At 61.5% G+C, this 26,166-nt stretch carries 27 protein-coding genes and 1 tRNA gene; 19 read left to right on the top strand and 9 right to left on the bottom strand.

Annotated features, from left to right (window positions below; all coding sequences use genetic code 11):
• Nucleotides 1–109 precede the first annotated feature (109 nt).
• Nucleotides 110–1,075, top strand: a complete 966-nt coding sequence (locus tag PG2093B_RS04220; RefSeq protein ID WP_129897436.1) for a phosphatidate cytidylyltransferase — start codon at nucleotides 110–112, stop codon at nucleotides 1,073–1,075.
• Between the two features lie 7 nt (nucleotides 1,076–1,082).
• Complete coding sequence (rlmN, locus tag PG2093B_RS04225) at nucleotides 1,083–2,279, top strand: 23S rRNA (adenine(2503)-C(2))-methyltransferase RlmN (RefSeq protein ID WP_129897699.1); 1,197 nt, start codon at nucleotides 1,083–1,085, stop codon at nucleotides 2,277–2,279.
• A 127-nt stretch (nucleotides 2,280–2,406) separates the two neighbouring features.
• On the opposite strand, the gene PG2093B_RS04230 is transcribed toward rlmN, so the two are convergent.
• The gene (locus tag PG2093B_RS04230) at nucleotides 2,407–3,480 is read right to left on the bottom strand and encodes a helix-turn-helix transcriptional regulator (RefSeq protein ID WP_129897437.1); all 1,074 of its coding nucleotides are present in this window, start codon (nucleotides 3,478–3,480) and stop codon (nucleotides 2,407–2,409) included.
• 311 nt (nucleotides 3,481–3,791) lie between these two features.
• Here PG2093B_RS04230 and hisF point away from each other — a divergent pair, with 311 nt between their 5' ends.
• The 3 genes from hisF to PG2093B_RS04245 all read left to right on the top strand — a co-directional run bounded on the left by hisF (nucleotide 3,792) and on the right by PG2093B_RS04245 (nucleotide 6,595).
• Nucleotides 3,792–4,562 (top strand): imidazole glycerol phosphate synthase subunit HisF, encoded by a 771-nt coding sequence (gene hisF, locus PG2093B_RS04235; protein WP_129897438.1) that lies wholly within the window; start codon nucleotides 3,792–3,794, stop codon nucleotides 4,560–4,562.
• A gap of 72 nt (nucleotides 4,563–4,634) precedes the next feature.
• Nucleotides 4,635–5,042 (top strand): phosphoribosyl-AMP cyclohydrolase, encoded by a 408-nt coding sequence (gene hisI / locus PG2093B_RS04240; RefSeq protein ID WP_129897439.1) that lies wholly within the window; start codon nucleotides 4,635–4,637, stop codon nucleotides 5,040–5,042.
• Nucleotides 5,039–6,595, top strand: coding sequence for a chorismate-binding protein (locus tag PG2093B_RS04245; protein WP_129897440.1), 1,557 nt, complete (start codon nucleotides 5,039–5,041; stop codon nucleotides 6,593–6,595). The genes hisI and PG2093B_RS04245 overlap by 4 nt, the downstream gene beginning before the upstream one ends.
• Nucleotides 6,596–6,674: 79 nt before the next feature.
• Here PG2093B_RS04245 and PG2093B_RS08955 read toward each other — a convergent pair whose 3' ends face one another.
• Complete coding sequence (locus tag PG2093B_RS08955) at nucleotides 6,675–6,824, bottom strand: hypothetical protein (protein WP_165364371.1); 150 nt, start codon at nucleotides 6,822–6,824, stop codon at nucleotides 6,675–6,677.
• A 218-nt stretch (nucleotides 6,825–7,042) separates the two neighbouring features.
• Entirely contained in the window at nucleotides 7,043–7,357 is a 315-nt protein-coding gene (locus PG2093B_RS04250; protein ID WP_129897441.1) for a hypothetical protein, read from the bottom strand.
• 225 nt (nucleotides 7,358–7,582) lie between these two features.
• On the opposite strand from PG2093B_RS04250, the gene PG2093B_RS04255 reads away from it, so the two are divergent.
• The 13 genes from PG2093B_RS04255 (at nucleotide 7,583) to PG2093B_RS04315 (ending at nucleotide 17,959) form a co-directional block, all read left to right on the top strand.
• Nucleotides 7,583–9,667 (top strand): bifunctional indole-3-glycerol phosphate synthase/tryptophan synthase subunit beta, encoded by a 2,085-nt coding sequence (locus tag PG2093B_RS04255; RefSeq protein ID WP_101398661.1) that lies wholly within the window; start codon nucleotides 7,583–7,585, stop codon nucleotides 9,665–9,667.
• Complete coding sequence (gene trpA, locus PG2093B_RS04260) at nucleotides 9,660–10,556, top strand: tryptophan synthase subunit alpha (RefSeq protein WP_242502822.1); 897 nt, start codon at nucleotides 9,660–9,662, stop codon at nucleotides 10,554–10,556. Before PG2093B_RS04255 ends, trpA begins: the two co-directional genes overlap by 8 nt.
• 76 nt (nucleotides 10,557–10,632) lie before the next feature.
• Entirely contained in the window at nucleotides 10,633–11,568 is a 936-nt protein-coding gene (gene lgt / locus PG2093B_RS04265; RefSeq protein WP_129897443.1) for a prolipoprotein diacylglyceryl transferase, read from the top strand.
• Between the two features lie 33 nt (nucleotides 11,569–11,601).
• Nucleotides 11,602–12,267, top strand: a complete 666-nt coding sequence (rpe, locus tag PG2093B_RS04270; RefSeq protein WP_039171777.1) for a ribulose-phosphate 3-epimerase — start codon at nucleotides 11,602–11,604, stop codon at nucleotides 12,265–12,267.
• 52 nt (nucleotides 12,268–12,319) lie between these two features.
• Nucleotides 12,320–12,583: a phosphoribosyl-ATP diphosphatase gene (locus tag PG2093B_RS04275; protein ID WP_022857478.1), complete on the top strand. Its 264-nt coding sequence runs from the start codon at nucleotides 12,320–12,322 to the stop codon at nucleotides 12,581–12,583.
• A gap of 67 nt (nucleotides 12,584–12,650) precedes the next feature.
• Nucleotides 12,651–13,502, top strand: a complete 852-nt coding sequence (gene hisG / locus PG2093B_RS04280) for an ATP phosphoribosyltransferase (protein WP_039171780.1) — start codon at nucleotides 12,651–12,653, stop codon at nucleotides 13,500–13,502.
• A gap of 11 nt (nucleotides 13,503–13,513) precedes the next feature.
• Nucleotides 13,514–14,113 (top strand): CDP-alcohol phosphatidyltransferase family protein, encoded by a 600-nt coding sequence (locus PG2093B_RS04285; protein WP_129897444.1) that lies wholly within the window; start codon nucleotides 13,514–13,516, stop codon nucleotides 14,111–14,113.
• Between the two features lie 3 nt (nucleotides 14,114–14,116).
• Nucleotides 14,117–15,088 (top strand): DUF881 domain-containing protein, encoded by a 972-nt coding sequence (locus PG2093B_RS04290; RefSeq protein ID WP_129897445.1) that lies wholly within the window; start codon nucleotides 14,117–14,119, stop codon nucleotides 15,086–15,088.
• Nucleotides 15,088–15,420, top strand: coding sequence for a small basic family protein (locus PG2093B_RS04295; RefSeq protein ID WP_022857482.1), 333 nt, complete (start codon nucleotides 15,088–15,090; stop codon nucleotides 15,418–15,420). The genes PG2093B_RS04290 and PG2093B_RS04295 overlap by 1 nt, the downstream gene beginning before the upstream one ends.
• A 3-nt stretch (nucleotides 15,421–15,423) precedes the next feature.
• Nucleotides 15,424–16,326, top strand: coding sequence for a DUF881 domain-containing protein (locus PG2093B_RS04300; RefSeq protein ID WP_129897446.1), 903 nt, complete (start codon nucleotides 15,424–15,426; stop codon nucleotides 16,324–16,326).
• A 6-nt stretch (nucleotides 16,327–16,332) separates the two neighbouring features.
• Nucleotides 16,333–16,773, top strand: a complete 441-nt coding sequence (locus tag PG2093B_RS04305; RefSeq protein WP_022857484.1) for an FHA domain-containing protein — start codon at nucleotides 16,333–16,335, stop codon at nucleotides 16,771–16,773.
• 98 nt (nucleotides 16,774–16,871) lie between these two features.
• On the top strand, nucleotides 16,872–17,534 hold the full coding sequence (locus tag PG2093B_RS04310) for a MerR family transcriptional regulator (RefSeq protein WP_129897700.1): 663 nt from the start codon (nucleotides 16,872–16,874) through the stop codon (nucleotides 17,532–17,534).
• Entirely contained in the window at nucleotides 17,531–17,959 is a 429-nt protein-coding gene (locus PG2093B_RS04315) for a C4-dicarboxylate ABC transporter (RefSeq protein WP_129897447.1), read from the top strand. Before PG2093B_RS04310 ends, PG2093B_RS04315 begins: the two co-directional genes overlap by 4 nt.
• A 140-nt stretch (nucleotides 17,960–18,099) precedes the next feature.
• Here the strand turns inward: PG2093B_RS04315 and PG2093B_RS04320 are convergent, their stop codons facing one another.
• From PG2093B_RS04320 to PG2093B_RS04345, 6 genes are all read right to left on the bottom strand, one after another.
• On the bottom strand, nucleotides 18,100–18,831 hold the full coding sequence (locus PG2093B_RS04320; protein WP_101429520.1) for an HAD hydrolase-like protein: 732 nt from the start codon (nucleotides 18,829–18,831) through the stop codon (nucleotides 18,100–18,102).
• A gap of 72 nt (nucleotides 18,832–18,903) precedes the next feature.
• Nucleotides 18,904–19,251, bottom strand: coding sequence for an RNA polymerase-binding protein RbpA (locus PG2093B_RS04325; protein ID WP_129897448.1), 348 nt, complete (start codon nucleotides 19,249–19,251; stop codon nucleotides 18,904–18,906).
• A gap of 79 nt (nucleotides 19,252–19,330) precedes the next feature.
• Complete coding sequence (locus tag PG2093B_RS04330; RefSeq protein ID WP_129897449.1) at nucleotides 19,331–21,931, bottom strand: DEAD/DEAH box helicase; 2,601 nt, start codon at nucleotides 21,929–21,931, stop codon at nucleotides 19,331–19,333.
• Between the two features lie 33 nt (nucleotides 21,932–21,964).
• Nucleotides 21,965–22,282, bottom strand: coding sequence for a hypothetical protein (locus PG2093B_RS04335; RefSeq protein WP_129897450.1), 318 nt, complete (start codon nucleotides 22,280–22,282; stop codon nucleotides 21,965–21,967).
• Between the two features lie 14 nt (nucleotides 22,283–22,296).
• Nucleotides 22,297–24,225: a helix-turn-helix transcriptional regulator gene (locus PG2093B_RS04340; protein WP_129897451.1), complete on the bottom strand. Its 1,929-nt coding sequence runs from the start codon at nucleotides 24,223–24,225 to the stop codon at nucleotides 22,297–22,299.
• Between the two features lie 145 nt (nucleotides 24,226–24,370).
• A complete protein-coding gene (locus PG2093B_RS04345) occupies nucleotides 24,371–25,798 on the bottom strand; it encodes a UTP--glucose-1-phosphate uridylyltransferase (protein WP_129897452.1) in 1,428 nt (475 codons plus the stop codon).
• A gap of 265 nt (nucleotides 25,799–26,063) precedes the next feature.
• Here PG2093B_RS04345 and PG2093B_RS04350 point away from each other — a divergent pair.
• Nucleotides 26,064–26,140: transfer RNA gene (locus PG2093B_RS04350), tRNA-Pro, on the top strand.
• Nucleotides 26,141–26,166 lie beyond the last annotated feature (26 nt).

Genomic DNA, 26,166 nt, shown 5'->3' on the forward strand with positions numbered 1-26,166 from the left:
GTGAACGGGTGCGCCGCATGCATGCCGCCGTCGCACGGCGGCCCTCCATGCGGCGCACCCGTTCGCATTATTCACGACGAACCGGTTTTTCGAAGACGCGAGGCACCGCATGAACTCCACAACACCACCGAACCATCAGGCCGAAGAGGCGATTGACGCCATCAACAAGAAGACGGGCCGCAACATGCCGCAGGCGATCGGCACGGCTGTGGTGCTCATCGTGCTGATCCTTGCATGCCTGCTAATCAGCCCCGCGCTGTTCGCGCTGCTTGTGGTGATCTTCATGATCCTCGGCTTGTGGGAGCTCCGTGTGGATTTCGCCGTCTGCAACCTCAACATTCCGATCGGCACGCTGTGGGTGTGTTCCACCGTCTCGTTGTGCACGGTGTATCTTGCGCCGAACCACGTGGTGGCGATGGGCGCGTGCGCGTTGGGTACGCTTGTGCTTGTGGGGATCATGGCGAGCCTGCAGATATCGCTCAATGGCCGGGCGGGCAAGGCGTTGGCCACCAAAACGCTCACATCGCCGTCGGCGGTGCCGTCCGACGGCACGCCCACGCACAGCAGGCTGACGCATGTGGCGGTCTCCATGTTCACGGTGCTGTACATCCAAGTGCTCGCCTCGTGCATCATCATCCCGCTCACATTCCACGGGCACCCTGTGTCGCATGCCATCATGATCGTATTCATCCCCGCGTTGAGCGATACCGGCGGCCTGTTCGCAGGCGCCTGGCTTGGACGGCACAAGCTGTGCCCAGGCATTTCGCCGAAGAAATCGGTCGAGGGCCTGCTCGGATCGATTCTCTTCGCGATGGCCGGGGCCTACGCCGTGTTCGCCTGCACCTATGACCAGACCATGTGGGCCACACGCTGGTGGGTGCCTGCGGTGGCCGGCGTCATGATCGGTGTCGTCGGCACATTCGGCGACCTGTGCGCCTCGATGATCAAACGCGATCTGGGCATCAAAGACATGGGTCATCTGCTCAAAGGCCATGGCGGTGTGTTGGACCGCGTGGATTCCATTCTGCTGGCCGCACCGTTCACGTGCGTGCTCCTCTGGATGACGGGACTGTGATATGGAGATGGAAACAACCACGACCGAGCATGCCGTGGAAAGCGGCATCACGCCGGGTGGCACGACCGGTGCGTTCCGTGACGTGCTGGCTAAGGACCACGCGCGCCGCGGCAAGCCGCCGGTCCACTTCACCGACATGACGCCCGACGAGCGCATCGAGGCGGCGAAGGGGATGGGCCTGCCGAAGTTCCGCGTCAAGCAGCTCGCCAACCATTACTACGGTCATTTCGACACCGAGGCCGCGCAGTTCACCGATTTTCCCGCCACGGCGCGCCAAGCCGCCCAGGACCTGTTCTTCCCGACATTGATCAGCGAGGTCACACGGCAGGTGACCGATGACGGGCAGACGGTCAAGACGCTGTGGAGCCTGTTCGACGGTTCGAAGATCGAATCCGTGTTGATGCGCTACCCGAACCGCACCACATTGTGCATCTCGAGCCAGGTGGGCTGCGGCATGGGATGCCCGTTCTGCGCCACCGGCAAACTCGGTTTGACCCGCAACATGTCCACTGGAGAGATCCTCGAACAGGTGCGCATCGCCGCGCGCATGATGAGCCGCGGGGAAGTGGCAGGAGGTCCGGGCAGGCTCAGCAACATCGTGTTCATGGGCATGGGGGAGCCGATGGGCAATTACCGCTCCATCATGAGCGCCGTGCGGCAGATCAGCGCCATGCCTCCTGAAGGGTTCGGCATCTCCGCGCGCAACATCACCGTGTCCACGGTGGGTGTGGTGCCGGGTATCCGCAAACTGGCGCAGGAGGGCATCCCCGTGCGCCTCGCCGTGTCACTGCACGCCCCGAACAACGACCTGCGCGATGAGCTTGTGCCGATGAACAAACGCTTCAATGTCGAGCAGGTGCTCGATGCGGCGCACGACTATTATCTGGCGAGCAAACGCCGCGTGAGCATCGAATACGCACTCATGCGCGGCATCAACGACCAGGCCGAGCATGCGCGCCTCCTGGCGAAGAAACTCAACCATTACGGTGACAATTGGGCGCATGTCAACCCGATTCCACTCAACCCGATCGAAGGGTCGAAGTGGACGGCCTCGAAACCCGAAGATGAGCAGCGGTTTCTCGAGATCCTCAACAACGCCGGCGTCACCGCTACACTGCGTGACACGCGCGGGCAGGACATCGATGGCGCCTGCGGACAGCTCGCCGCCAAGACGATCGACACGACGATGCCGCAGATGTCCTGAACGGCCTATGGCGGCTGGGGCGGTCAAGGTCGCGATGACGGATCATGTGAAAGGCTCTGTGAGACGGATTCGAATCCGTCTCACAGAGCCTTTCACACATCAGGGTCAGCTTCCGCCAGCCCATGGATCACACGATGATGTCGTCATCATGCTTGCCGTGGGCTGCCTTGACCGCTTCGATGATGACCGAGGAGATGCCGCACAGCAGGCCGCCGATGACCCACGACAGCCAGAACAACCCACGTGGACCTCCATCAAACCCGAAGAGCATCGTCAGACCGACAATCGTGGCGATCATCATGATCGTGCCGCAAATCGCGCCATTGACCATGTCATACGAGTCATTCAGGCCCTTCGCCTCACGGTACTCCCGCTCCGCGTCCTTATTGTATTCGGCAAGATTGAGACGGCCGAAGTGCATACCTCCATACACGATGGCCGCCACACCACAGGCCACGAGCATCAGGAACACACCAATCGGCCACCCATCCTCTGTATGCAGATACTCGTTGACGAAAATCAACTGCGCAAGTCCGACAAGAATCAGGCCGATGCCGCCAACAAGCGCAACCGTCAACGTGCGCCGCGCCTCCGCATGATCATGCTCGGTATAGAAATCCTCAACATAGGGATGACTGCGCATGAACGCGGAATGCCCAAGCCCGGCGGGAACCAGAAACACCAAGCCAATGATGACCCCAAGCACAATGCACAGGAACATGAGGAAATCATTGAACGGACTCACCCCAAGGATGGAATTGTCCGCATCGAAAAACATCCCGGCGCCGACACCGAAAATGATGGCAAAGATGCCAGCCGGAATCTTCGCGTCAAAACTGCGCATATGGGCCTCATACCCCGTGATGTCCCGCGGCAATGGCGCGGGATTCTGCTGGAGCATGGACAGCGGCGGGCGATCACTGATCGCCGCTGGGACACCCGTGTCGTCTGGCTCATCGGCGTGCCCCTGCGCGGGTGACGCGTTCCGACGTGGCCGGGCCACATCGCCGATGACAAGGTCGTCGAGCGTGACGTCGAACAGGTCGCAGATCACGAGCAGCTTATCCATCTCCGGGTACGCCTTCTCGCTCTCCCACTTGCTGATGGCTTGGCGGGAGACGCCCAGAAGCATTGCCAATTGCTCTTGCGTCATGTTTCGCTGCGCCCGCAGATACTGCAGGTTGGTCTTGAAATTGCTCATCATCCTGTCCTTATGTTCGAGTCGCTCCCATTCGAAGAAGGAGCCATGGCCTCACTATGCAACACAACGAGACGATCCGTCCATCATCTTCTGGTTGCATCACACAACGCAACCGCAATTCGGCACGCAACCGATGGTTGCATCCGCGACATTCCAACGATTCCACACATACAGCACCAGCGGCGCGCACACGAACCCATTTCACGATGTGGGCGCCAAACCGTACACCAAAACCGATGTAACAGGGAATCAGTACTCTTAACACCAGCACAACCGGCTACGCGCACCCGAGTAGAGATGGAGACCCAAACATGTCGTTGGCGGTACGAGTGATCCCTTGCCTGGACGTCGATGCAGGACGCGTCGTCAAAGGCGTCCACTTCGAAAACCTCAAGGACGCCGGTGACCCCGTGGCGCTCGCTGCCGAATACTACCGCCAGGGCGCCGATGAACTCACGTTCCTCGATGTGACCGCCTCCAGCTCGCACCGGCAGACGATGGTCGACGTCGTCACGCGCACCGCCGAGCAGGTCTTCATTCCACTGACCGTGGGCGGCGGTGTGCGCACACCCGAAGACGTCGACTCGCTGCTGCGCTGTGGCGCGGACAAGGTCGGTGTCAACACGGCGGCGATCAACGACCCCACATTGATCAGCCGTGTGGCGGAACGTTTCGGCAGCCAGGTGCTCGTCCTTTCTGTCGACGCGCGCCGCGAACAGGGGGAGTGCCACACCCAGTCGGGCTTCGAGGTCACCACCATGGGCGGCCGCAAATCCACCGGCATCGATGCGCTGTGGTGGGCCAAGCGCGCCGAGGAATTGGGCGTCGGCGAGATCCTGCTCAATTCGATGGACGCCGACGGCACTCAGCAGGGGTTCGATTTGGAGATGATCTCGGCGATGCGGCGTGAGGTGTCCATCCCGATCATCGCCTCAGGCGGCGCGGGCAAGGCCGAGGATTTCCCGCCGGCGATCGCTGCGGGCGCCGACGCCGTGCTCGCAGCGTCGATCTTCCACTTCGGCAAGGTCACAATCGGCGAGGTCAAGAGCGCCCTGCGCGCCGCAGGCTACACCGTGCGCTGAAGCCACGCACTGGCGGCGGAGGCCAAGCCCGTTTACAATGCTTGGGGTAAGTGTGATATCTGGATGGAAACGATGAACGACGAACAATTCGACAATGCAGTGACACTCGATCCGCGCATCAAGGCGCGGCTCAAATACGACGGGCTCGGCCTCGTCGCCGCCGTGGTGCAGCAGTACGATTCCCGTGAGGTTCTCATGGTCGGCTACATGAACGATGAAGCCCTGCGTCGCACGCTCACCGAAGGGCGCGTGACGTTCTGGTCGCGTTCCCGGCAGGAGTATTGGCGCAAAGGCGACACATCGGGCCATGCGCAGTATGTGAAGGCCGTGCATCTGGATTGCGACGGCGACGCGCTGCTCGTCCAAGTGGACCAAGTGGGCGCCGCATGCCACACCGGCAAGTATTCCTGTTTCGACGAGGGCGGCCCGCTGCCGGTCGTGGTGGGCTCCCGTGACCGCAGTGAGGAGGAGACGCGATGACGCAGTGCAGTGTGGCCAATCTGGAGTGGGGCGAGACCTGGCCCTCGCGTGAACAGTTCCAGACACTGGCCGATGAAGGCTACCGCATCATCCCCATCGTGCGCCGCCTGCTTGCCGATTCGATCACGCCCGTCGGATTCTACGAGCGTCTGGCGAACGGAAGATCCGGCACTTTCATCCTCGAATCCGCGGAATACGGAGGATCATGGAGCCGCTACAGCTTCATCGGCGTCAATGCGATGGCGCAGTTGCGCTCAGATGGAGGCCAAGCGAGCTGGCTTGGCACCGTGCCCGTGGGCGTGCCCACCCATGGTGATGTCATCGACGTGGCCCGTGCCACGCTCGAAGTGCTCAAGGCGCCACATGTCGAAGGACTGCCCAACCTCACCAGTGGATTGGTGGGCACCGTCGGGTGGGACGCGATCCGGCATTGGGAGCCCACGTTGCGTGCCACGGCGCCAGACGAGACGGGGCAGAGCGAGCTCGTGCTCGCGTTGGCGACCGACATCGCCGTCGTCGACCACGTCTCCGGTTCCGTGTGGCTCATCGCGAACGCCGTGAATGTGAACGACAAGCCCACCCGTGCCAACGAGGCGTACCGGGCCGCGGTCGCCCGCCTCGACACGATGGAGCGCGACGCCGCGACACCGACGCCAGGAGAATTCCGCGTCAACGTGCGCGACACTTCCATGCCCCAGCCTCAATTGCGCTTCCGCACCGCGAAGCAGGTGTATGAACAGGCGGTCGAGCGGTCGCGCCAGCACATCATCGACGGCGACGTGTTCCAGGTGGTGATCTCGCAGCGCCTCGACATCGATTCGCCGGCGGACCCGTTCGACGTCTACCGCGTGCTGCGCACGCTCAACCCCAGCCCGTACATGTATTTCATGGCCCTCACCGACGCGCAGGGCCGTGATTTCAACGTCATCGGATCAAGCCCCGAAACGCTTATCAAAGTCGACGACGGGCAGGCGATGACCTTCCCGATCGCCGGGTCACGCCCGCGCGGCGCCACACCCGAGGAAGACGAGTTGTTGGCGAAGGAATTGCTCGCCGACCCCAAGGAGACGAGTGAACATGTGATGCTCGTCGACCTGTCGCGCAACGACCTGAGCCGGGTGTGTCTGCCGCAGACCGTCGAAGTCGTCTCATTCATGGACATCAAACGGTTCAGCCACATCATGCACATCTGCTCGACGGTCACCGGAACGATCGATCCGGCGCTGTCCACGTTCGACGTGTTCACGTCCGCGTTCCCCGCGGGTACGTTGTCCGGGGCTCCCAAGCCGCGCGCGGTGGAGATCATCGATGAGCTCGAGCCAGCCGACCGTGGCATCTATGGCGGTACGATCGGCTACTTTGATTTCTCCGGCAACATGGATATGGCGATCGCGATCCGCACCGCGTTCATCCGTGACCATGAGGCCAGCGTGCAGGCCGGTGCAGGGCTTGTGCTTGACTCGGTGCCCGCCACGGAATGGCAGGAGACGCGCAACAAGGCCGAGGCGAGCGTGGAAGCCATCCAGATCGCGGCCCAGCTCAAGCGACTGTAATCGCGCACGCGTATACGACAGCAGCCCGCAGAACGTCATGTTCCGCGGGCTGCTGCGTGGTGTGGGGATGGGCGCTGAACTACTCGGCTTTGTCCTCATGGTCCTTCTTCATTTCGTCGAGCTTGGCCTCTGCCTTGCCCTTGAGCTCTCCGGCCTTCATCTTGATTTCGTCGGCCTTGACTTCTGCCTTGCCCTTGAGTTCACCGATTTTTTCTGCCATATCAGCCATGATAGGCTCCTTTCGTGGTTGCCGCCGTTTGTGCGGCTCATCCCATTACACCATGCGCGGCGAGCGCGCCGTACCGGATTCCTCGTGTGGGTGAATGCCGGCCGGCCCTTGAGGTGTGCTATGAGGGTGCCTTGGCGCTATGGCATAAGGATGGGGCTGCGATCTAATCGAATCGCAGCCCCCATCACACAGGCTATGCCTGAAGCCAAGCAGGCGAATCAGTCATCGAGGTCCAGCTGACGGCCGAAACGCTCGTTGAGCTCCACCTGATCCTCGGTGGCCTTGGCTTCCAGATCGGCTGCCTTGCCGGCCGCCTTGTCCTTCTTGTCGTCGGCCTTGTCGGTGATCTTCTTGAGCTTCTTCTCGGGGTCGCCGGCGGCTTCGCGGATCTTGTTGTCTTCCTTGGCGATTTCCTTGGCCGCATGCTCTTCGGCGCGCTCGGCGCGCTTCTCGTCACGGTTCGCTTCATGTTCCTCGTGACGTTCTTCCATGTGGTCCTTGAACTCTTCGAACTTTTCCTTGATATCTGCCATAACCGGCTCCTATCTACAAATGAATGCTACGTATTCATTAGACCACGTTTCGCATCGGTCCCCGGGTTTTTCGCCCTATAGGGAAAAACGGCGCGTCCGCATCCATGCCTCGCCCGGGTGCGGTACCGCCCCCCCCCACGGCTCACCATGCAAGACGGCGCTTCAGAGGTGTAACCCGCTTGCTTTACAGTTACGCATGTCGGCAAACTCATTGAAGGAGGACCATTGTCTGTGCTTGACGAACTGGTAGCGGGCGCGCTGGAAGACCAGCAGGCCCGTGCACGCGAAACGTCACTGGATGAGCTGAAGGCCATGGCGGCCCAGGCTCCCGCCCCCCGTGACGCCAAGCGATGGCTCAGGCACGATGACGGCATTCCGGTGATCGCGGAGATCAAACGTGCATCCCCGTCGAAAGGCCACCTCACCGACATCCAGCATCCGGGGGAGCTTGCGGCCGAATATGCCGCCGGCGGCGCGTCCGCGATTTCCGTGCTCACCGAAGGACGTCGGTTCCTCGGCTCGCTCGCCGATCTCGACGAGGTTCGTGCGGCCGTCGACATCCCGGTGCTACGCAAGGATTTCATCACCACCGACTACCAGATCTGGGAGGCGCGTGCACACGGCGCCGACCTGGTGCTGCTCATCGTCGCCGCGCTCGGCGATGACGAACTGGCGCATCTGCTCGCACTGACGCACGAGCTCGGCATGACCGCCCTCGTAGAGACGCATACGCGCGAAGAGATCGACCGTGCGATAGCGGCCGGTGCACAGGTGATCGGCATCAACGCGCGCAACCTGAAGAATCTCAGGGTAGATGTGGGCACATACCGCGAACTCGCGCACAATCTGCCCGATGATGTGATCAAGGTGGCGGAATCCGGCGTGTTCGGCGAAGTCGAAGTGCAGGACTACGGGCGTGCCGGTGCGGACGCCGTCCTCGTGGGCGAGGGCGTGGCCACGGCGCACGACCATGAACTCGCAGTACAACGTCTAGTAAAGGCAGGAGCAACAGTGAAAGCTTCGGAACAGACCCCGCTGAGCACGCACGAAGGGCCGTACTTCGGCGAATACGGCGGCCGGTATGTGCCGGAGGCGCTCGTCAGCGCCCTCGACGAACTCGAGCGTGTATACGCGCAGGCCAAGGCCGACCCAGAATTCCACAAGGAGCTCGCCCGTCTCAACCAGCAGTATGTCGGGCGTCCATCGCCGCTCACCGAAGCGCCGCGCTTCGCCGAGCGCATCAAAGAACGTACCGGCTTGGACGCGCGCGTCTTCCTCAAGCGTGAGGACCTCAACCATACCGGCGCGCACAAGATCAACAACGCGATCGGGCAGGCGCTGCTCGTCAAGCGCATGGGCAAGACGCGCGTCATCGCCGAGACCGGCGCGGGGCAGCATGGTGTGGCCACCGCCACCGTGTGCGCGATGATGGGGCTCAAGTGCCGCATCTACATGGGACAGATCGACGCGCGCCGCCAAGCGCTCAATGTGGCCCGCATGCGCATGCTCGGCGCCGAGGTCGTGGAGGTCACCCTCGGCGACCGGATCCTCAAGGACGCGATCAACGAGGCATTGCGCGACTGGGTCACCAATGTGAAAGATACCCATTACCTGCTCGGCACCGTGGCCGGACCACATCCGTTCCCCGCGATGGTGCGCGACTTCCAGAAGATCATCGGCGAGGAGGCCAAGGAGCAGCTGCAGGAATGGTACGGCATCGACCATCCCGACGCGATCTGCGCATGCGTGGGCGGCGGATCAAACGCGATCGGCATCATGAACGCGTTCCTCGACGACGACCGGGTGAACCTGTACGGGTTCGAAGCCGGCGGAGAGGGCCCCGAATCCGGGCGCCACGCGATCCGGTTTGCGCCGGGCACAGGCGAGCTCGGCATGTTCCAAGGCGCCAAGAGCTACCTGCTGGAGAATTCCGAAGGCCAGACGCTTGACACCTATTCCATCTCCGCCGGCCTCGACTACGCGTCCGTCGGCCCCGAGCACGCGTGGCTCAAGGACATCGGCCGCGTGACCTATTCCTGGGCCACCGACGGCGAGGCGATGAGCGCGTTCAAGGACCTGTGCGAGACCGAGGGCATCATCCCCGCTATCGAAAGCTCGCATGCCATCGCCGGCGCCTACAAGGCGGCGCTCGACCTCAAGGCCAAGGGCTACGAGCACCCGGTGATGATCATCAACGTCTCGGGCCGCGGCGACAAAGACATGAACACGGCCGGCAAATGGTTCGGCTATCTGACCGATGAACAGAGCAAGGCACTCGAAGCGAACGGAGCACAGGGCAACAATGCGTGAATTCAACGAGACGATCATCGAAGTGGAACAGGACGGCACCCCCTCGGGCCAGCCGCTGGGCATTAGCCATGCGCCGAGCCGTTGCGGCGAGCTCTTCGCCCGCTACAAAGAGCGCAACATGCCCGCCTTCATCGGCTATCTGCCCTTTGGATTCCCCGACACGGAGCTGTCGCTTGAGGCCTTCCGCACTATGGTCGACAACGGCGTGGATATCGTGGAGATCGGCCTGCCGTATTCCGACCCGGTCATGGACGGCCCGGTGATCCAGGCGGCCAGCCAGATTGCGCTGCGCAACGGCGAGCGTATCGCCGACGTGTTCCGCGCCGTGGAGACGGTGGCCAATGCCGGGGGCATCCCGCTCATCATGAGCTATTGGAACCTCATCTTCCATTACGGTGTGGAACGTTTCGCCGCTGATTTCGCGAATGCGGGCGGCGCGGGCCTCATCACGCCCGACCTGATTCCGGACGAGGCGGGGGAGTGGATCGAGGCGTCCGACCGCCATGGGCTCGACCGCATCTTCCTCGTATCGCCCGATTCCACCGACGAGCGCCTGCGCATCGTCGTGAAGAACGCGCGCGGGTTCGTCTACGCGGCATCACGCATGGGTGTGACCGGCGAGCGCGATACGATCAACGCGTCGCCGGAGCGTCTTGTGGCGCGTGCCCGTGCAGCCGGTGCGCAGAACGTGTGCGTCGGCATCGGCGTTTCCACCCCGCAACAGGGTGCGACCGTCGGCCAATACGCCGATGGCGTCATCGTGGGATCGGCCCTCGTGCACACGCTGCTCGATGACCAAGGCGATGTCAAGGATCCGGTACAGGGCATGGGCGCGCTGGCGAACACGACCGCCTCCCTGGCCGAAGCCATCCATCACTGCAGGCTGTAATGCTTCTTGGGCGGGGCGCTACACCGTGGTGTGGCGCCCCGCCCAATATCGTTTGCGGTCGCTACCATCGGGCAGTATGAACCTCGCCTATATACCGTCGCCGACGATTTCCCAGTTCCAGATCGGTCCCGTGACGATTCACATCTACGCCCTCACCATGCTCATCGGCATCATCGCCGCGGTATGGATCACCAGCATCCGTTGGAAGCGCTACGGTGGCACATTCGACCAGATCCTCGACACGTCGTTGGTCGCGGTGCCGTGTGGCATCATCGGCGCGCGCCTGTACCACATCATCACCACGCCGGAACGCTTCTTCGGCCCCAATGGCGACTGGGTGGAGATGTTCCGCATCTGGAACGGCGGACTTGGCATCTGGGGTGCGATCGTGCTCGGCGCCCTTGGCGCGTGGGCGTGGATGCGGCACAAACATTACCCGATGGCATTGCTCGCCGACGCCATCGCTCCGGCGTTGCTTGTGGCCCAGGCCATCGGCCGCTTGGGCAACTGGTTCAACCAGGAGCTGTATGGCAAGCCGACGACGCTGCCATGGGGATTGAAGCTCAACACGCAGGGCTCGGCCATCGGCAACAGCGAACAATGCTACGACGGCGCCACATGCCCCACCGGCACGCTGTTCCACCCCACGTTCCTGTACGAGATGGTCTGGAATCTCATCGGTGCCGCGCTCATCATCTGGATCGGGCGCAAGACCGTGCAACTGCTCAAGGCCGGATCGCTGTTCGCGCTGTATATGATCTGGTATACGGCGGGCCGCACCTGGATCGAGATGCTGCGCATCGATTTCTCGCACGAGATGCTCGGTCTGCGCGTCAATGTCTGGGTCTCGATCTGCGTGTTCATCGCCAGCGTCATCGCGTTCATCGTCATCCAACGGGTGGGGCAGCCCACGCCTTTGCTCGCCGAGCGACTGCGCACATCCACCGAGCTCGAGGCCCGTGAGCTCCTCGAACGGGAGCAGGCGCGCAAGGCCAAGCCTTCGCGGAACTGACGTTCGTCGCCAAGCCAATTTAGAATGGAAACCATGGAAATTCAAATCGCACCAAGCATCCTATCCGCGGATTTCTGCAATCTTGAGCGGGACCTCGAAAAGATCTCCAATGCCGACATGGTTCACGTGGACGTGATGGACCACCATTTCGTGCCGAATCTGACCATCGGCGAGCCCGTCGTCAAGCGCATCTGCGAAGTCACCGACCTGCCGGTCGACGTGCATCTGATGATCGAGGATCCGGACCGTTGGGCGCCCGGGTACGCTGAGCGCGGTGCGCATTCCGTCACCTTCCACATGGGAGCCACCCACGCCCCGGTGCGTCTGGCCCGCCAGCTGCACGACATGGGTTGTGAAGCATGGTTCGCGGTGCGTCCGGCCGAACCGGTCGAGCCGATCTTCGACATCCTCGAGGAGTTCGATACGATTCTCATCATGACGGTCGAGCCGGGCTTCGGCGGCCAGAAGTTCCTCGCCAACCAGATGGCCAAGGTGCGCCGTCTGCGTGACGAGATCACCCGCCGTGGCCTCAAGACCAACATTCAGGTCGACGGCGGCGTCAGCCCCACGACCGCGCCGATCGTGGCCGAAGCGGGCGCCAACATCCTCGTGGCCGGTTCCGCCGTATATGGCGCTGACGACCCGGCGGCGGCCATCAACCAGATTCGCGACGCGGCTGCAGCCGCCTACCGCGACTGACCGCACACACACCGAATCAGCCCCATTGTCGGAAAGAGAGCATCACCACACCATGAAGACGTTTGAATCGCTGTTCGAAGAGCTCAGCGCCAAGGCCGCCGCAGGCACCGAAGGGTCCAAGACCGTCGACGAGCTTGCCAAGGGCACGCATTTCATTGGCAAGAAAATCATCGAAGAGGCCGGTGAGACCTGGATCGCCGCCGAATACGAAGGCGCGGACCGCACCGCGGAAGAGATGAGCCAGCTGCTGTACCATGTGCAGGTCATGATGATCGACCGCGGCATCACGCTCGAAGACATTTACAAGAATCTGTGAGGACGGCGCCCGCGAGGGCGCCTTGCCGTTGCGGCCACCTGCACGGCACAACATCTGGAGGAACACCATGCTGCGAATCGCAGTACCCAACAAAGGCATGCTCTCCGAACCGGCATGGACCATGCTTTCCGAAGCCGGATACCGTCTGCGGAGCAACCCACGCCAACTTGTTGTGGAAGACCCCGACAACGATGTGGAGCTGTTCTACCTGCGTCCGCTCGACATCGCCGTGTATGTGGGACGCGGCACCATCGATGTCGGCATCACCGGCCACGACCTGCTGCTGAACTCGGGCACCGACGCCGAAGAGGTGATGGACCTGGGGTTCGGCGCCTCGACGTTCCGGTTCGCTGCGCCCCAAGACTCGGATATCCGTGAGCTCGCCGACATCCAAGGCAAGCGCGTGGCGACATCGTTCGACAAGCTCGTGCACGACTATCTCGTGGAGCAGGGCATCGAAGCCGAGACGATCCATCTGGATGGTGCGGTGGAGTCCTCGGTGCAGCTTGGCGTGGCCGACCTCATCGCCGATGTGGTGTCGACCGGCACCACGCTGCGTAATGCGGGCCTTCGCATCTTCGCCGACCCGATTGTGCATTCCGAAGCGGTGTTGATCCGTTCCCCGCGCTTGGACGCCCAGGACGAGAGGCTCATCCGCCTGTCGCGCCGCCTGCAGGGTGTGCTCACCGCCAAGCGGTATGTGTTGATGGACTTCGATATCCCGGTCGAGAAGGTCTCGGCAGCCGTCTCGGTCACGCCTGGATTCGAAAGCCCCACGATTTCCCCATTGCACGACAAGCAGTGGTCCGCCGTGCGTGTCATGGTGCCCAAGGCGCAGGTCAATCAGGTCATGGACCAACTGTACGAGGTCGGAGCGCGGGGCATCATCGTCACGGCGATCCAGGCGTCGCGCATGTAGGTCGTGGTTGCATGGCCTCTGAAGACAGCAAATACAGCCCGGAAGCCCGCGATGTGATCTTCACGGTGCCCAACGCGATCAGCGCGCTGCGCATCATCTCCATCCCGTTCATCGCATGGCTCATCGCCGAACACCGCATGGTGGGGGCACTGATCCTGCTCGCCATCTCGTCGGCGTCCGACGGCGTCGACGGACTCATCGCGCGCAAATGCAACCAAGTGAGCAAGATTGGGCAGATCCTCGATCCGATCGCCGATCGTCTGCTCATCCTGTGCAGCATCCTCGCGCTTGCCGTGTGCAATGTGGTGCCATGGTGGATGGTTGTGCTTGTGATTGCGCGCGACGTGGTCATGGGCCTCCTCACCCTTGCCTTGGCCCAGCATGATTATGGTCCGCTGCCGGTGCATTTCGTCGGCAAGACGGGCACGGCGGTGCTGCTCATCTCGATCGTCGGCCTGATGGTGGCCGACATCGACCGGTCGTTCATGCCTTTCAACTGGCTGCACTTGGCCGCCATCGCCTGCGCCATTTGGGGCATTGGTCTATATTGGCTTGCAGGCGCGCTGTATCTGCGCCAAGGAATATCGTTGCTTCGCAAGGATCGAGAATAACCATTGCCACAAGAGCATTCCACACCGCCGGCGTACTCGGTTCCCCCCAATCAGGAACCGGTACGCCGGCGCGCTGTGTTTTCGGCGGGATTCGCCGACCTTCCCTCACACCATGCGCAATCGCCCGATGAAATCTCACACACTCCACGGCGCAGGCGCACCGGAACCGATTCGCTGCAGCTCATCGACGATCTGATCAACCGCCCGGTCGACCAGTTGTACAGCGATGCCCGGCTGGTGAGCAAGCCGGATTCCAAGATCGTGTACTGGGGCACCCGCATTGTCGTGTTCCTCATCTGCATTGCGGTCGGGTTCGCGGGCTGCCAGTTCGTGCGCCTGCTCAACACCGATCCTCGCAAACAGGTGCGCGAGTCGCTGGCGAGCGAGCTGGCCGCGGAGAACACGCGTCTTGAATCGCTTGAATCGGAGAACATGGATCTGCGCAAGCAGATCGAAGCGCAATCGGCGTCTGCGACACAATCGGCGGCCGAGCGCATTGTGAAAGAGAACGAGGCTGCGGCCGGCGGTACGGCGGTCGAGGGGGAGGGGATCGTCATGACGATTGCGAACCCGCTTGCCGCACGCAATGACGACGCAGGATCGTTACCGAGGGAAGCCACGGCAGACCGCTTGCGCGTCGTGACTGACACCGACCTGCAGCTGCTCGTCTCGCTGATGTGGCAACACGGTGCCGAGGCGATTGCAATCAACGACAACCGTTTGGGTGTGCAGACGTCGATCCGCACCGCCGGCAACTCGATCCTCATCGGCACCACGGCCATCGAAAGCCCATACAAAATCCAGGCGATAGGCGACAAGAACGCGCTGGCGGACGCGATGAGCGAACGGTCGCTCCCTGCGCTGTACAGTGATTTCAACAGGTCGGGCATGCATCCGCAGATCAGCAAGACCGATTCGATGCGCCTTGAGGCAGCGCCCATCGGCAAGCTGACCTATGCACAGAAGGAGGAGTGATGGCAGCAGTATTTGGACTCATCATCGGAGTGGTCGTGGGATTGTTCGTGCGACCGGACATCCCCATATTCCTGCAGCCCTATCTGCCGATCATGGTGGTGGCGGCACTTGATGCGCTGCTCGGCGCCGCGAGGTCGTACTTCGAACGCAACTTCTCCGACAAGGTCTTTGTGATCTCGTTCCTTTCGAATGTCATCACCGCCACACTGCTCGTGCTGCTCGGCAACCAACTGGGGGTTGGTTCGCAGCTGTCGACGGCCGTGATCGTGGTGCTCGGCATCCGCATCTTCTCGAACGTCTCGGCGATCCGCCGGTTCATCTTCCAGGGGTGAGGCATGAGCGACGAGCACACACTGCCACTGCCGCCGCGTGGCGAGGCGGATGCCGGCGATCGGCCGGCACAGGAACTCGACCTCATCAAGAAAATCGTCTCACAGCACAACAAAGACAAGGTCAACGACAACACGCAGACCGGCGCGTTTCCAGTGGTGAGCAAGCGCAAGGCCAAGACGAAGGGCAAGGGCAAATCCAAACGACTGTCCACGTCATCCCGTTCGGTCAAGGCGCGCTTGGGCACCGGTGTGCTCATCGCCGTGCTGTGCGCGTTGCTCGCCTACGGGTATGTGATCCAGATCAACAACAAAGACCTCACCTATGAGACGATGAGTGAAACCGAACTGACCCGCCTGATCAGCGAGAGCAATACTCAGGTGCAGCGGCTCGAGCAACGCAAGGCCGAACTGACCCGGCAATTGAATTCGCTTGAGGAGGCCGCCGACAAGGAGGCACAGGCAGCGCAGATCGCGAAGGAGAACGAGGAATCGAGCGGCATCCTGTCGGGCAGGCTGCCGGCGCACGGCAAAGGCATTGTCGTGCGCATCACGCAAGGCGCCAAAGCGCCGATCGACGCTTCGACGATGTTCAACCTCATCGAGGAGCTGCGCAATGGAGGCGCCGAGGTCATCGCCATCAACGATGTGCGCGTCGTGACGTCCACCTACGTCAGCGAGTCGAACAACGGACTCGTCTGCGACGGCAAACTGCTTGAATCGCCCTATGTGGTCAAGGCGATCGGCGACCCGTCCAACCTGCAGAACGCGGTGAACCTCGCTGGCGGCGTCGCGTCGCGGCTGACCGTGAAATACGGCGCGACCGTCACGACGGAAGTCTCGGATGACGTCAACATCACCCAGACCCAGCCGGTTGAACGGTATAAGTTCGCAAAGATTGTAGAATAGGGAATTATGACAGATCCGATTCCAGGCGCAGGCGAGACGACCATCATCGGCTTGCCCGCCATTCAATTTCCAGTAACCAGTTCAGGCGACCGCCCGTTGACGCAGGAGGACCTCGAGACGATCACACGGCTCGCCGACAACACGGCGTTGCTCATCGCCACACGTTCCGCGCTTTCCGGTTCGCGGTACCTGCTCGACGAGGACGAAGTGACGGTTGGGCGCGACCCCAGGTCAGACATCCTGCTCGACGATTCCACCGTCTCGCGTTCGCACGCGGTGTTCCGCCGCGTGAACGGGCAGTACGAGGTCGTGGACGCAGGAAGCCTCAACGGCACCTATGTCAACCGTCAACGCGTCGATCAGGCGTTGCTCAAAAACGGCGACGAAATCATGATCGGCAAATTCAGACTCGTCTACTTCACCAATTCAGCTATCCGCGGACAATGAATGCGCCGTTGACCAGACGCCATGGGGCACCCGCACACCTTGGTGATGAGGATTCACCGAAGTATGTGGATGTGCCATTGATCGATGTCGATGATGTGATGGTGCAGGGGGAGTTGTTTCCCCTGCGTGACCTGCATGAGCCGTTGCGTGGGTACCGTGGCACCGTCGCCTCGCGTGTGGCCGGTATCACGTACCGGCAGCTTGATTATTGGGCGCGCAAACGCATCGTCGTGCCATCCATCGCGCCATCGAGCGGTTCGGGGTCGCGTCGGCTGTATGCCTTCCGCGATGTGGTCATTCTGGCCGTGTCGAAGAAACTGCTCGACATCGGTGTGAACCTGCAGAACGTGACGAACGCGGTCGAATACCTGATGCGCCAGCCGTCGGACCGTCTCGAGCATATGACGATACTCTGCGATGGGCAGCAGGTCGAGGAATGCGTCGAAGGCGAGCAGATGGCGCAGATGCTCAGCAGGGGAGAGGCGGTCTTTGGGGTATCCGTTGGCGCGCTGTGGCACCGCATCGACGACGCCCTCGCCACGGAGGAGCATGTGGAAGTGACCGACGCAGCCGTCATCGACCGGTCACTGCCGGTCAACCGTTTGGCGGCGGACCGCCTGCGCGAGACGCTCGACAAACGGCGTGTCCAACGTGAGGCGATGGTGTCCGCAGCAGCCGTTGGCGCTGTCTCGCCGACATTGGCCGACGTGGATCCGTCGGCGGCACATCAACCCATATTAAGTCGAGGAACATTGTCATGAACGCTTTACCAGCCATGCTGTGGATCATCGGAGCCGCAGTGGCGTTGCTTGTCTGCGTGGTGACCGTGATGAACAGCCATTACCGGAATGGTCGCGCCAGCGAGGTGCGTCCGGTGAGCTGGACGGTGATCGGCGGCCATGTGGCCTCATTCGTGCTGTTGGCGGCCCCGTACGTGGTGTATCTGGCGAACAGCGAATCCATAGGCGCGCATGCGCGGTCGTTGTACACCAAACTCGGCTGGGCGTCCGCGGCCGTGGCTGTGGCGCTTGTGACGGTCGAACTCGTGTTGATGTACCTGCAGGCACGGCGTGCGATGCTTGCACAGGAGGCGCGCGCGACGGTGCAACAGGATGCAGCGCCGTCATCTGAGACCGGCGGCAATGCCACCGATGATGACGATGACAAACCATCGTCGTTGTGGTGAATCGGGCACGTAGTTGATGGAGCACAAAAACAGCGGGTGTCGATCATCGGGGGATGATCGACACCCGCTGGTGCATATGCCATATATTGCTAATCTGACATAACGTACATTATCGGCTAAACAGGGATTACTGTGAATCCTTATGCAGTGGCCTTGTCCGCGAAGTATTCCTCCACGGCTCCGGACAGTTCGTCCACATGGTCGATCACACGGTATGCGCCGTGTTCGACCAGTTCGTTCGGCTCGGCGTAACCCCAGCCGCAGCCCAGACAATCCAATGCGCATGCCTTGGCGCCATCCACATCGGTCCAACGGTCGCCGACCATGAGCGCACGGTCATCGAGCTCGCGGTTGAACCCGATGTTGTCGAACGCATACCGGATCACCGAGGCCTTGTCCACGCGCGAATTGTCGGTGCTGGCGCCATAGATGCCATCGACGAGTTCGGTGATGTGGAAATGGTCACACACCGGCTTCGCTTGGTATTCGGGCTTGCATGTGGCCACGGCAAGGTAATAGCCGGCCTCGCGCAGCTTCGTGAGCTGTTCGGGAATGCCCGGATACAACGTGTTGTACAGCCGTCCCGGCACCTTGTGCCCGGGGTTGTTCGGGTCGTCGAACACCGCTGCGTCACCGTAATAATGCCGGTACACACGCACGGCCTCATCGAGCTTGTTGTCGGGAATGTGGTTGCGCTTCATCGATTCGAAGATCGCCGGCCCGATGAAACGCTGCAGTTCCGCTTGGTCCGGAACCGGTACACCGACCGCTTCGAACGCCTTGATCACACAGGCGATGATGCCCGGATCAGATTTCGTCAATGTGCCGTCGAGATCCAACAGGACCACACGTTGTGGATGAGCGAATTCCATGCCGCCTCTTCCCTAGTTCGTCAATTGGTCATTCAAAGATGCGTCCCGGCGAGGTGGGACGCACGGCCGGACTCACTCGTAGTCCGGAATCCAGCCATCCCGGTGCATTTGGAGGCGCTTGTCCAGCAGGGTCTTCAGTTCGTCCTCACTGCGGCGTTCCAGAAGCATGTCCCAGTGCGTGCGCGTCGGCTTGGCGACGTCGTCGCCGGTGTTGTCTTTGTCGTCCTCACGATGCGCGGTCGCGCCGCAACGGCACTCCCATTCGTTCGGGATGTCGGCTCCTTCGGCGAACGGCAGGATCGTACGGTGCCCGCGTGGGCATACATATGCGACCTCCATGCGCGCCGCGAAGTCGACGTTGTCGTCGGACTCGAGCGACTTCGCTCCAATGCTCATGCCGCGTAGGCTGCGTTCCGCCATACCTGTGCCTCCTCTTGATTACACAACGATTCCACGCTACAAAACAGTTCGGACGATGGGTTTATTCCTGCGCTATGCGTCAGTCCACACCGGAATACGCCACGATGCCGCGGTTCACCGCATCGAACGCCTCACGTGCACGGGCGGCGAGCATGGCATGCTGCTCCCCCATGTACGGTTCGGCCACGGCAATCTGCTGCAGCACGTCGGCGAGGCGCTTCGCGTTGCGCACGAAGTCACCACCCGTCAATTCGGTGTGTTCGAGCACCTGCGCCAGACTATCCCCGCAGGCCCAGTCGTAGATGATGTCCACAATGCCGAAATCCAGTGGCTGCAGATAGCTGTCCATGCCGGCGTCCTCACACAACACGAGCACCTGTTCGTCAAGGTACTTGAGTTCGCGCGCCCGTTGGGCGACAAGGCCATGCGGGCCACCCGGGTAGCGACGGGGTTCTCCCCCTTCGCCACGGCGCGCCTCATACAGCAACGACGAGAGCAATGCCGCGATCTGCGGGGCCGATAGGTCGTCGAGCACGCCTTCGGTGATGGCCTGCGCCAACACAAGGTCGCGCTCGGAATACAGGCGGCGCAGCAACTGGCCCTGCTCGGTGAGCGTATAGTCGCGCACGCCATCGTGATCAGTGCGTTCCAAGTACCCCAGACGGTCGAGGATCTCGCAGATGCGGTCGAATTGGCGCGCCACGGAGCCGGTACGCGAATCGTACCGTTGGCGTAGGCGCTCCAGTTCACGCGTCTCACGCATCCACCGGCGCCCCCACTTCATGTGGTCCTGGAAATCCGGGCATTGCTTGCACGGATGGTCGTGCTCAAGCTCCTTGAGCTTGGCGATCTTGGCGTCAAGGCGGCGGAAGGCGCGGGATTTGTCCGCGTTCGTGGCGAACACCTCATGCTTGAGCTTGCGGCGTTCGTTCTTCTGCAACTCGTTGAGCTGCATGCGGATGCGCAACAGGTCGGTGAAATCGCCGTATTCGCACGTCATGGCCTCGGCATACCCGGCAAGGGCCGCGGTGAGTGCATCGATGCGCGCCTCGATCTGCCATGCCGACTCGTTCGCCTCCCACTGGGCGAACGAATGGTCAAGCGTGATGCGCGCCGTCTCGTAATCGCTCGTGTTGAGCAGGTTGACGGCCATGTTGAACGTCGGCTTGAAACTCGAATGCAGCGGGTAGACACGCTTGCTCGACAGCGCGACCGCCGTTTCCGGAGTGAATCCACGGTGATCCACGACGACAGCGTTGCCGATCGTGTCGATGCCGCGGCGGCCGGCGCGGCCGGTCAATTGCGTGTACTCCCCCGGCGTGAGGCCCACGATGCCGGTGCCATCGTATTTTTCGAGCTTCTCGACGACGACGCTGCGCGCCGGCATGTTGATGCCGAGGGCAAGCGTCTCCGTGGCGAACACCACCTTGATGAGCCCCTCTTCGAACAGGCGCTCCACAATCTGCTTGAACAACGCCACCATGCCGGCGTGGTGCGCGGCGAAGCCCTCTTCGAGGGCGTGGCGGAAGCGCGCGAAATGCAGCGTCTTCAGGTCGTCATGCGTCAGCTGGCCTTCGATCATCTCATCGACGATGCTGCGGATACGCAGCGCCTCGTCATCGCTTGTAAGGCGCAGGCCGGCGTCAAGGCATTGGTCGACCGCCTCGTCGCAGCCGTTACGCGAGAATATGAAATAAATCGCCGGCAGCATGCCCAGGAAATTGAGTTCGTCCACGACCGCCCAGCGTTTCGGCTGGTAGCGTTCCACCTGACGCGCCGACCGTGATTCCGGCCTGCCGTGGCGTCCGCGCCCCTTGCGCCTGTCCGGCCGTTCGGCGCCGCGACGACGTTGCTCACGACGCATGTATTCGTCGAGTCGGTTCGTCAGGCGGGCATTGAGTTTCGTGGTGGGCCGGCCATTGTCGTCATGCCGGTACAGGTCGAACAATTCGGGTTCGGTGCGTGGATCGCGCTGGATCAGCACGTATTGCTCAAGCGGCACCGGACGGTGTTCCGACACGACGAGCTTGGTCTCGCCACGCACCGATGCGATCCAGTCCGCAAAATCCTCCACGTTCGAGACCGTGGCCGACAGGCCGACGATGCGCACCGACTGCGGCAGGTGGATGATGACCTCTTCCCACACGGGACCACGGAACCGGTCGGCCAGATAATGCACCTCGTCGAGCACGACATAGCGCAACGCCTGCAGTGTTGTGGAATGCTCGTACAGCATGTTGCGCAGCACCTCGGTCGTCATGACCACGATGTCGGCTTCGGAATTGATCGAGGTGTCACCGGTGAGCAACCCCACTTTGTCCGGGCCGTACAATGCCACGAGATCATGGTATTTCTGGTTGCTCAACGCCTTGATCGGCGTGGTGTAGAAGGCCTTCGCGTTCTGCTGTTGCGCCAGATAGACCGCGAAGTCGGCCACCACGGTCTTGCCGGCGCCGGTCGGGGCCGCCACCAGTACATTGGACCCCTGTTCCAGTGCCTCGTTGGCATCCGTCTGGAACAGGTCGAGCTCGAACGGCAGTGTGTCGGCGAACTTGGCCGCGATGGATCGGCGTTGCCGCTTGACACGGTCGAACCGTGCATACCGTTCGGCCGGCGTCAGTTCACGCTCCTCGCCCGTATCGTCTGGTGATGGTTTCCTTGACTTGTGATGACGTGCCATAACCCTTCATCTCGTCATAAACAATCGGTGGTGTCAGTCATTGAATGTGGACCAGCGGCTCCACGTGCGCACATGGCGTTCCTCGCGCCGTTGACGGCGTTCGATGACCTCCACATGGGCATCGGAGTAGCGTTCCGCGGCCACACGTAATGGTTCGGTGAAAATCGGGCGCTGGGGTGCCTGCACCGTGCCGTCATGCTCGCCCATGCGGCCCAGGCGTTCGGAGATCTGCGCTCCGGTCTCGCTGACGTCATGCAGCGCGCGCATGCCATGCACCGCCGCATACATGCAGCCGGCGATGAGCATGCCAAACATGAACAGCGCCAGGATAAGCCAAATCCACCAAGGCATAGGTGCCACTCCCCTCAGGATGCCGATTCTTCTGTATCTTGGGCGGTCTCCTCGGAGATGCTCAATTCACGTTGTGCACGCGCCACCATCATCGACCGCAGCGTTTCGGGAGCCACCGCCACAATATGGCGTGCGTGCGCAATACAGAACGCGACGAACCACGAATCGGAACGGACGAACAGATGGACTTTCTCTCCTTCGCCGCATGGTTCGACATGCGCATCCGCAAGCGTTTTGATGAACTGCAGATGGGGCTGGTCGGTGATGAACACCGCCGGCGTGGCAGTGTCGGTGATCCATTTGCGCAAATCGCTGACCGAGACGTCGGGTACATGCAACTCGGCGGTCGGTTCGACGATCTGCGCCTCTTCGATGCGTGAGATTGTGAGCACCTGCCAGATGCGCGGCTCACCGGTCTCCTTGTTGATTGTCATGTCTTTGCGCACGAGGTCCTGCAGGTCCTGCGGCGCCACATCGGCCACATCGGTCCACATGGCCGCGTAGTACACGCCCTCGTCCACGTAGATCTTGGACGGTGCCACCAGGCGGCGCAGATTACGCCCGGCGCCGTCTCGGTACACCATGTTGAGCAGCTTGTGCTCTTTGATGGCGTTCTTGACCGCAGTGAAGTTCCGCGGTTCGACCTCATAGCCGGTCAGGCTGAGCCACGGTGTCTCCCCTGGTGCGACATGCTTGACGAGGCGTTCGTAGAGATCCTGCGCCTGTTCACGTTGGTCGGCGGGCAGCAGCGACGCGTGGGCGAGGTAGTTCACCGATGCGGTGAGCATGCTCATGTATTGCGGTGAAATGCCGGCCAGACGTTCCAACCCCAGCGAGTTGGTGGCCGAGACGATGCCTTCGGCGTCGAGCAGTGACCAGTCGATGTCGAAGAACTGGCTGCCAGCCATTTCGCCGTCATCGGAGACCGTGGTGAGCGTATTGATGTCTTTGTGGATCGTGGCCACGTACTTCTTGAGCTCATCGTCGCTTTTCGGCTCGCCGATGAACCGGGTGGCCAATTCGGGCAGGGAATACTCCTCGCCCAGATGCGCCGAAAGGAACAGCATGAGGCGCAGCCTGCGGTCCACTTCACTGCCGGTCTGGAACGAGCTCTTCTTGCCGTGCTTGCCGTCGGTCTCTTCCTCGTCGCCATCGCCGTCCGCTGATTCAATGGATTGGGCGCGCACTTTGGCGGCCGAGGAATTGGCGGAATCATCGGCAAGCTGGAACTGCGTGGCCGCGTTCAGGCGGCGCCGGAAGGCAGCCACTGCCTCGGGCGGGCTCACGACCGACGAATTGGGGTGCTCCAGCACGAACATGGCCAGATCGTCCGCATCGGTGTAGGCGACGTTGAGATGTTCCTCGCCCACTGCCACGGTGGCTGCGAACCGGCGGGAATCGACTTCCTTGACGAGGTTCTCCGGAATGTGCTGGGTACCCAGACCCGGAGCCATCGAGTCAAGGCCAAGACCCGGGATCGGCGTCTGCGGCACGCGGGGCGCGGTGCGTGAGGCATGCTGCTGCGTGTGCGCCGGTGCGGACGACATCGACATGGAACGGGCCAGATAGTTCGCCGCGGCGAGCACGGGCAGGTCCGCCTGCTGGAAGCGCAGGCGGATGCGTGGCTCGTCACCGAGCTGCAGGCGGTAGGAGGCGAAATCCTGACCTTCGGACTTCGAAGAATACTCAGGTTGGCGTGATTCGATTGCGATGCCCATGGCCGCCAGCTTGGCGCGGTCTCGCTGAAATTGCTTGGCGAACGCCGCCTTTGCGGCTTGGTCGGCAAGTTCGCCGTACGAATCGGCGTATGCCTTCACTCGTTGGGCGATCTGGCGGGATGTGAGCCATTGCGGGAATGCGGATGAAAGCACTGCCAGCACATCGAGCTCATGCTTGCCCCACTTGTCAGAAAAGCGACGCCTTCCGTTACTACCCTCAGCCATTAGTCCTCACGTATCATTAAAGTTTCCAGTAAGTGTGTGCCATGTGTTCATCGCGCACACCCGTTATCTATGATAGAGGGGTTTTGGGGGAACGTTGGACAAAATCCCAAAAAAACCCTGATTTTCTTATATCGCGAACACACCATCACAACCATTCATCTGGTTCTATGCCCTGCGGTCCCACATATTCGCCGTTGGGCACATAGCTCGGATGCCCTTCGTCCTCCAAACGGGCGGTGCCGAACAACGAGACATTACGGCCGAAGGTCCAATCCCCCTGCACCTCGAACGACGCGGCAGCCGCGATGGACGGCACGCCGTACGGGAACCGTTCTTCAAAATCGCGGATGTTCTTGTAGAACCGTTTGTCGAGCGTCACGTTCGGGAAGTGGTAGTCGCCGTCTTCCATCTCGTACGAATCGGTCAGGTGGAACCGGTCGGAACGCATGATGAACAGGTCGTCCGTCGTCTTCACCGGCAGGAACCGCATGCGGTCCACCTCGACGCAGATCGAGCCGTTGAACAGGTTCACCGCGGCGCCCATCGCCGTTTCGAGCTGCACGACCTTCGTCGAAGTCGGGTCGGTGGGGTCCACCGTCTTGTAGTTGCGGATCACCGGTAGAGGGAGCACGCCGTTGTATTCGGCGAGCTTCTTGCGCAACACGTCGATGCGTACCCAGATGTTGTTGGTGTTGAAGAACGGGTGCTTGTGGATGTCCATCGCGTCGTCGCGGTCTTCATCCGCCACCTGCGTCATCTCGCGCAGTATCAGCCGTCCGGTCACCGCGTCGCGCACGATGTGGCCGCCCTTGCGGTCGGCTTCGGTGCGCCGTGCCACCTCGATCATGAACGGGGCGCCGGTGTTCTCGAAATGCTGGGCCAGCGTACGCGAAGGGCGGGCACCGAGATTGTCGGAATTGGAGATGAACAGATAGCGGTAGCCCTGCTCTTCGAGGATGTCGAGCAGGCCGGACTCCCACAGCGTGGAGTACAAGTCGCCATGCCCGGGCGGACACCATTCCAGATCCGGGTTCGTCTCCCACGTCACCGGCTCGCCGGTGGAGACGTCGATCTTGGGCTCGACGTGCTGGATGATCTCGACGGGCACGGTCTCCTGATGGAAATGGCGGTCCTTGGCCACCGCCGCCATGGTGTCCTGCGATGTGCGGAACGAGTTCATGAGGGTCAGGGGCAGATCCACGCCCAACCGTTTGCGTGCCGTGACGACCTGGCCGATGATGATGTCAAGGAACCGCATCGGCTTGGCCTTGTGGCGGCGTACGGGGAGCAAGGATTTCGCATAATCCAGCCCCATCGACGTGCCCAATCCCCCATTGAGCTTGAGGAACGCCGTCTTGGCGAATGCGTCCACGGCCTTCTCGTGATTGATGGTCTCATACACATCGTGGAAGCTCGGAATGTCCGTGATCGGCTCAATGTCCTCTTCGCGGATCCAACTGGTGTCCTCTTCGTTGCTCCAGATTTCGTACAAGTGCTCGAACTGCGCGATGGCGGTGTCGCTCATGCCATGTTCCCGCATCTTGTGTTCGGAACGTTCAAATGCGTCGGCCATGGTGGTGACCAATCCCTTTCTACTTATCAATCTCGTGTAATAGTGTAGCGACTATATTCCGTAAATGTCTAATTCCCGACTAATACGCTTACATTATTCCGTAATGAACCATCGTAATTCCTCATTTGCTGATGCAGCGAAAAGCTGAATGATTCCTTGTGCGCCTTAGGGGGTGCTATACGGTTTTCATAATTCTCGGGCAGCCAATTGGCGTGTTGCGTCCAACCGTATGCTATATTGTTTTCTTGGTGCTTGCCGCACTGTTCGGACCATAGCGCAGTTTGGTAGCGCACTTGACTGGGGGTCAAGGGGTCGCGGGTTCAAATCCCGCTGGTCCGACCACATGGTCCCCGGGACGTCATCGACAT

This window comes from Bifidobacterium pseudolongum subsp. globosum (assembly GCF_004155535.1).
Classification (GTDB): Bacteria; Actinomycetota; Actinomycetes; order Actinomycetales; family Bifidobacteriaceae; genus Bifidobacterium; species Bifidobacterium pseudolongum_C.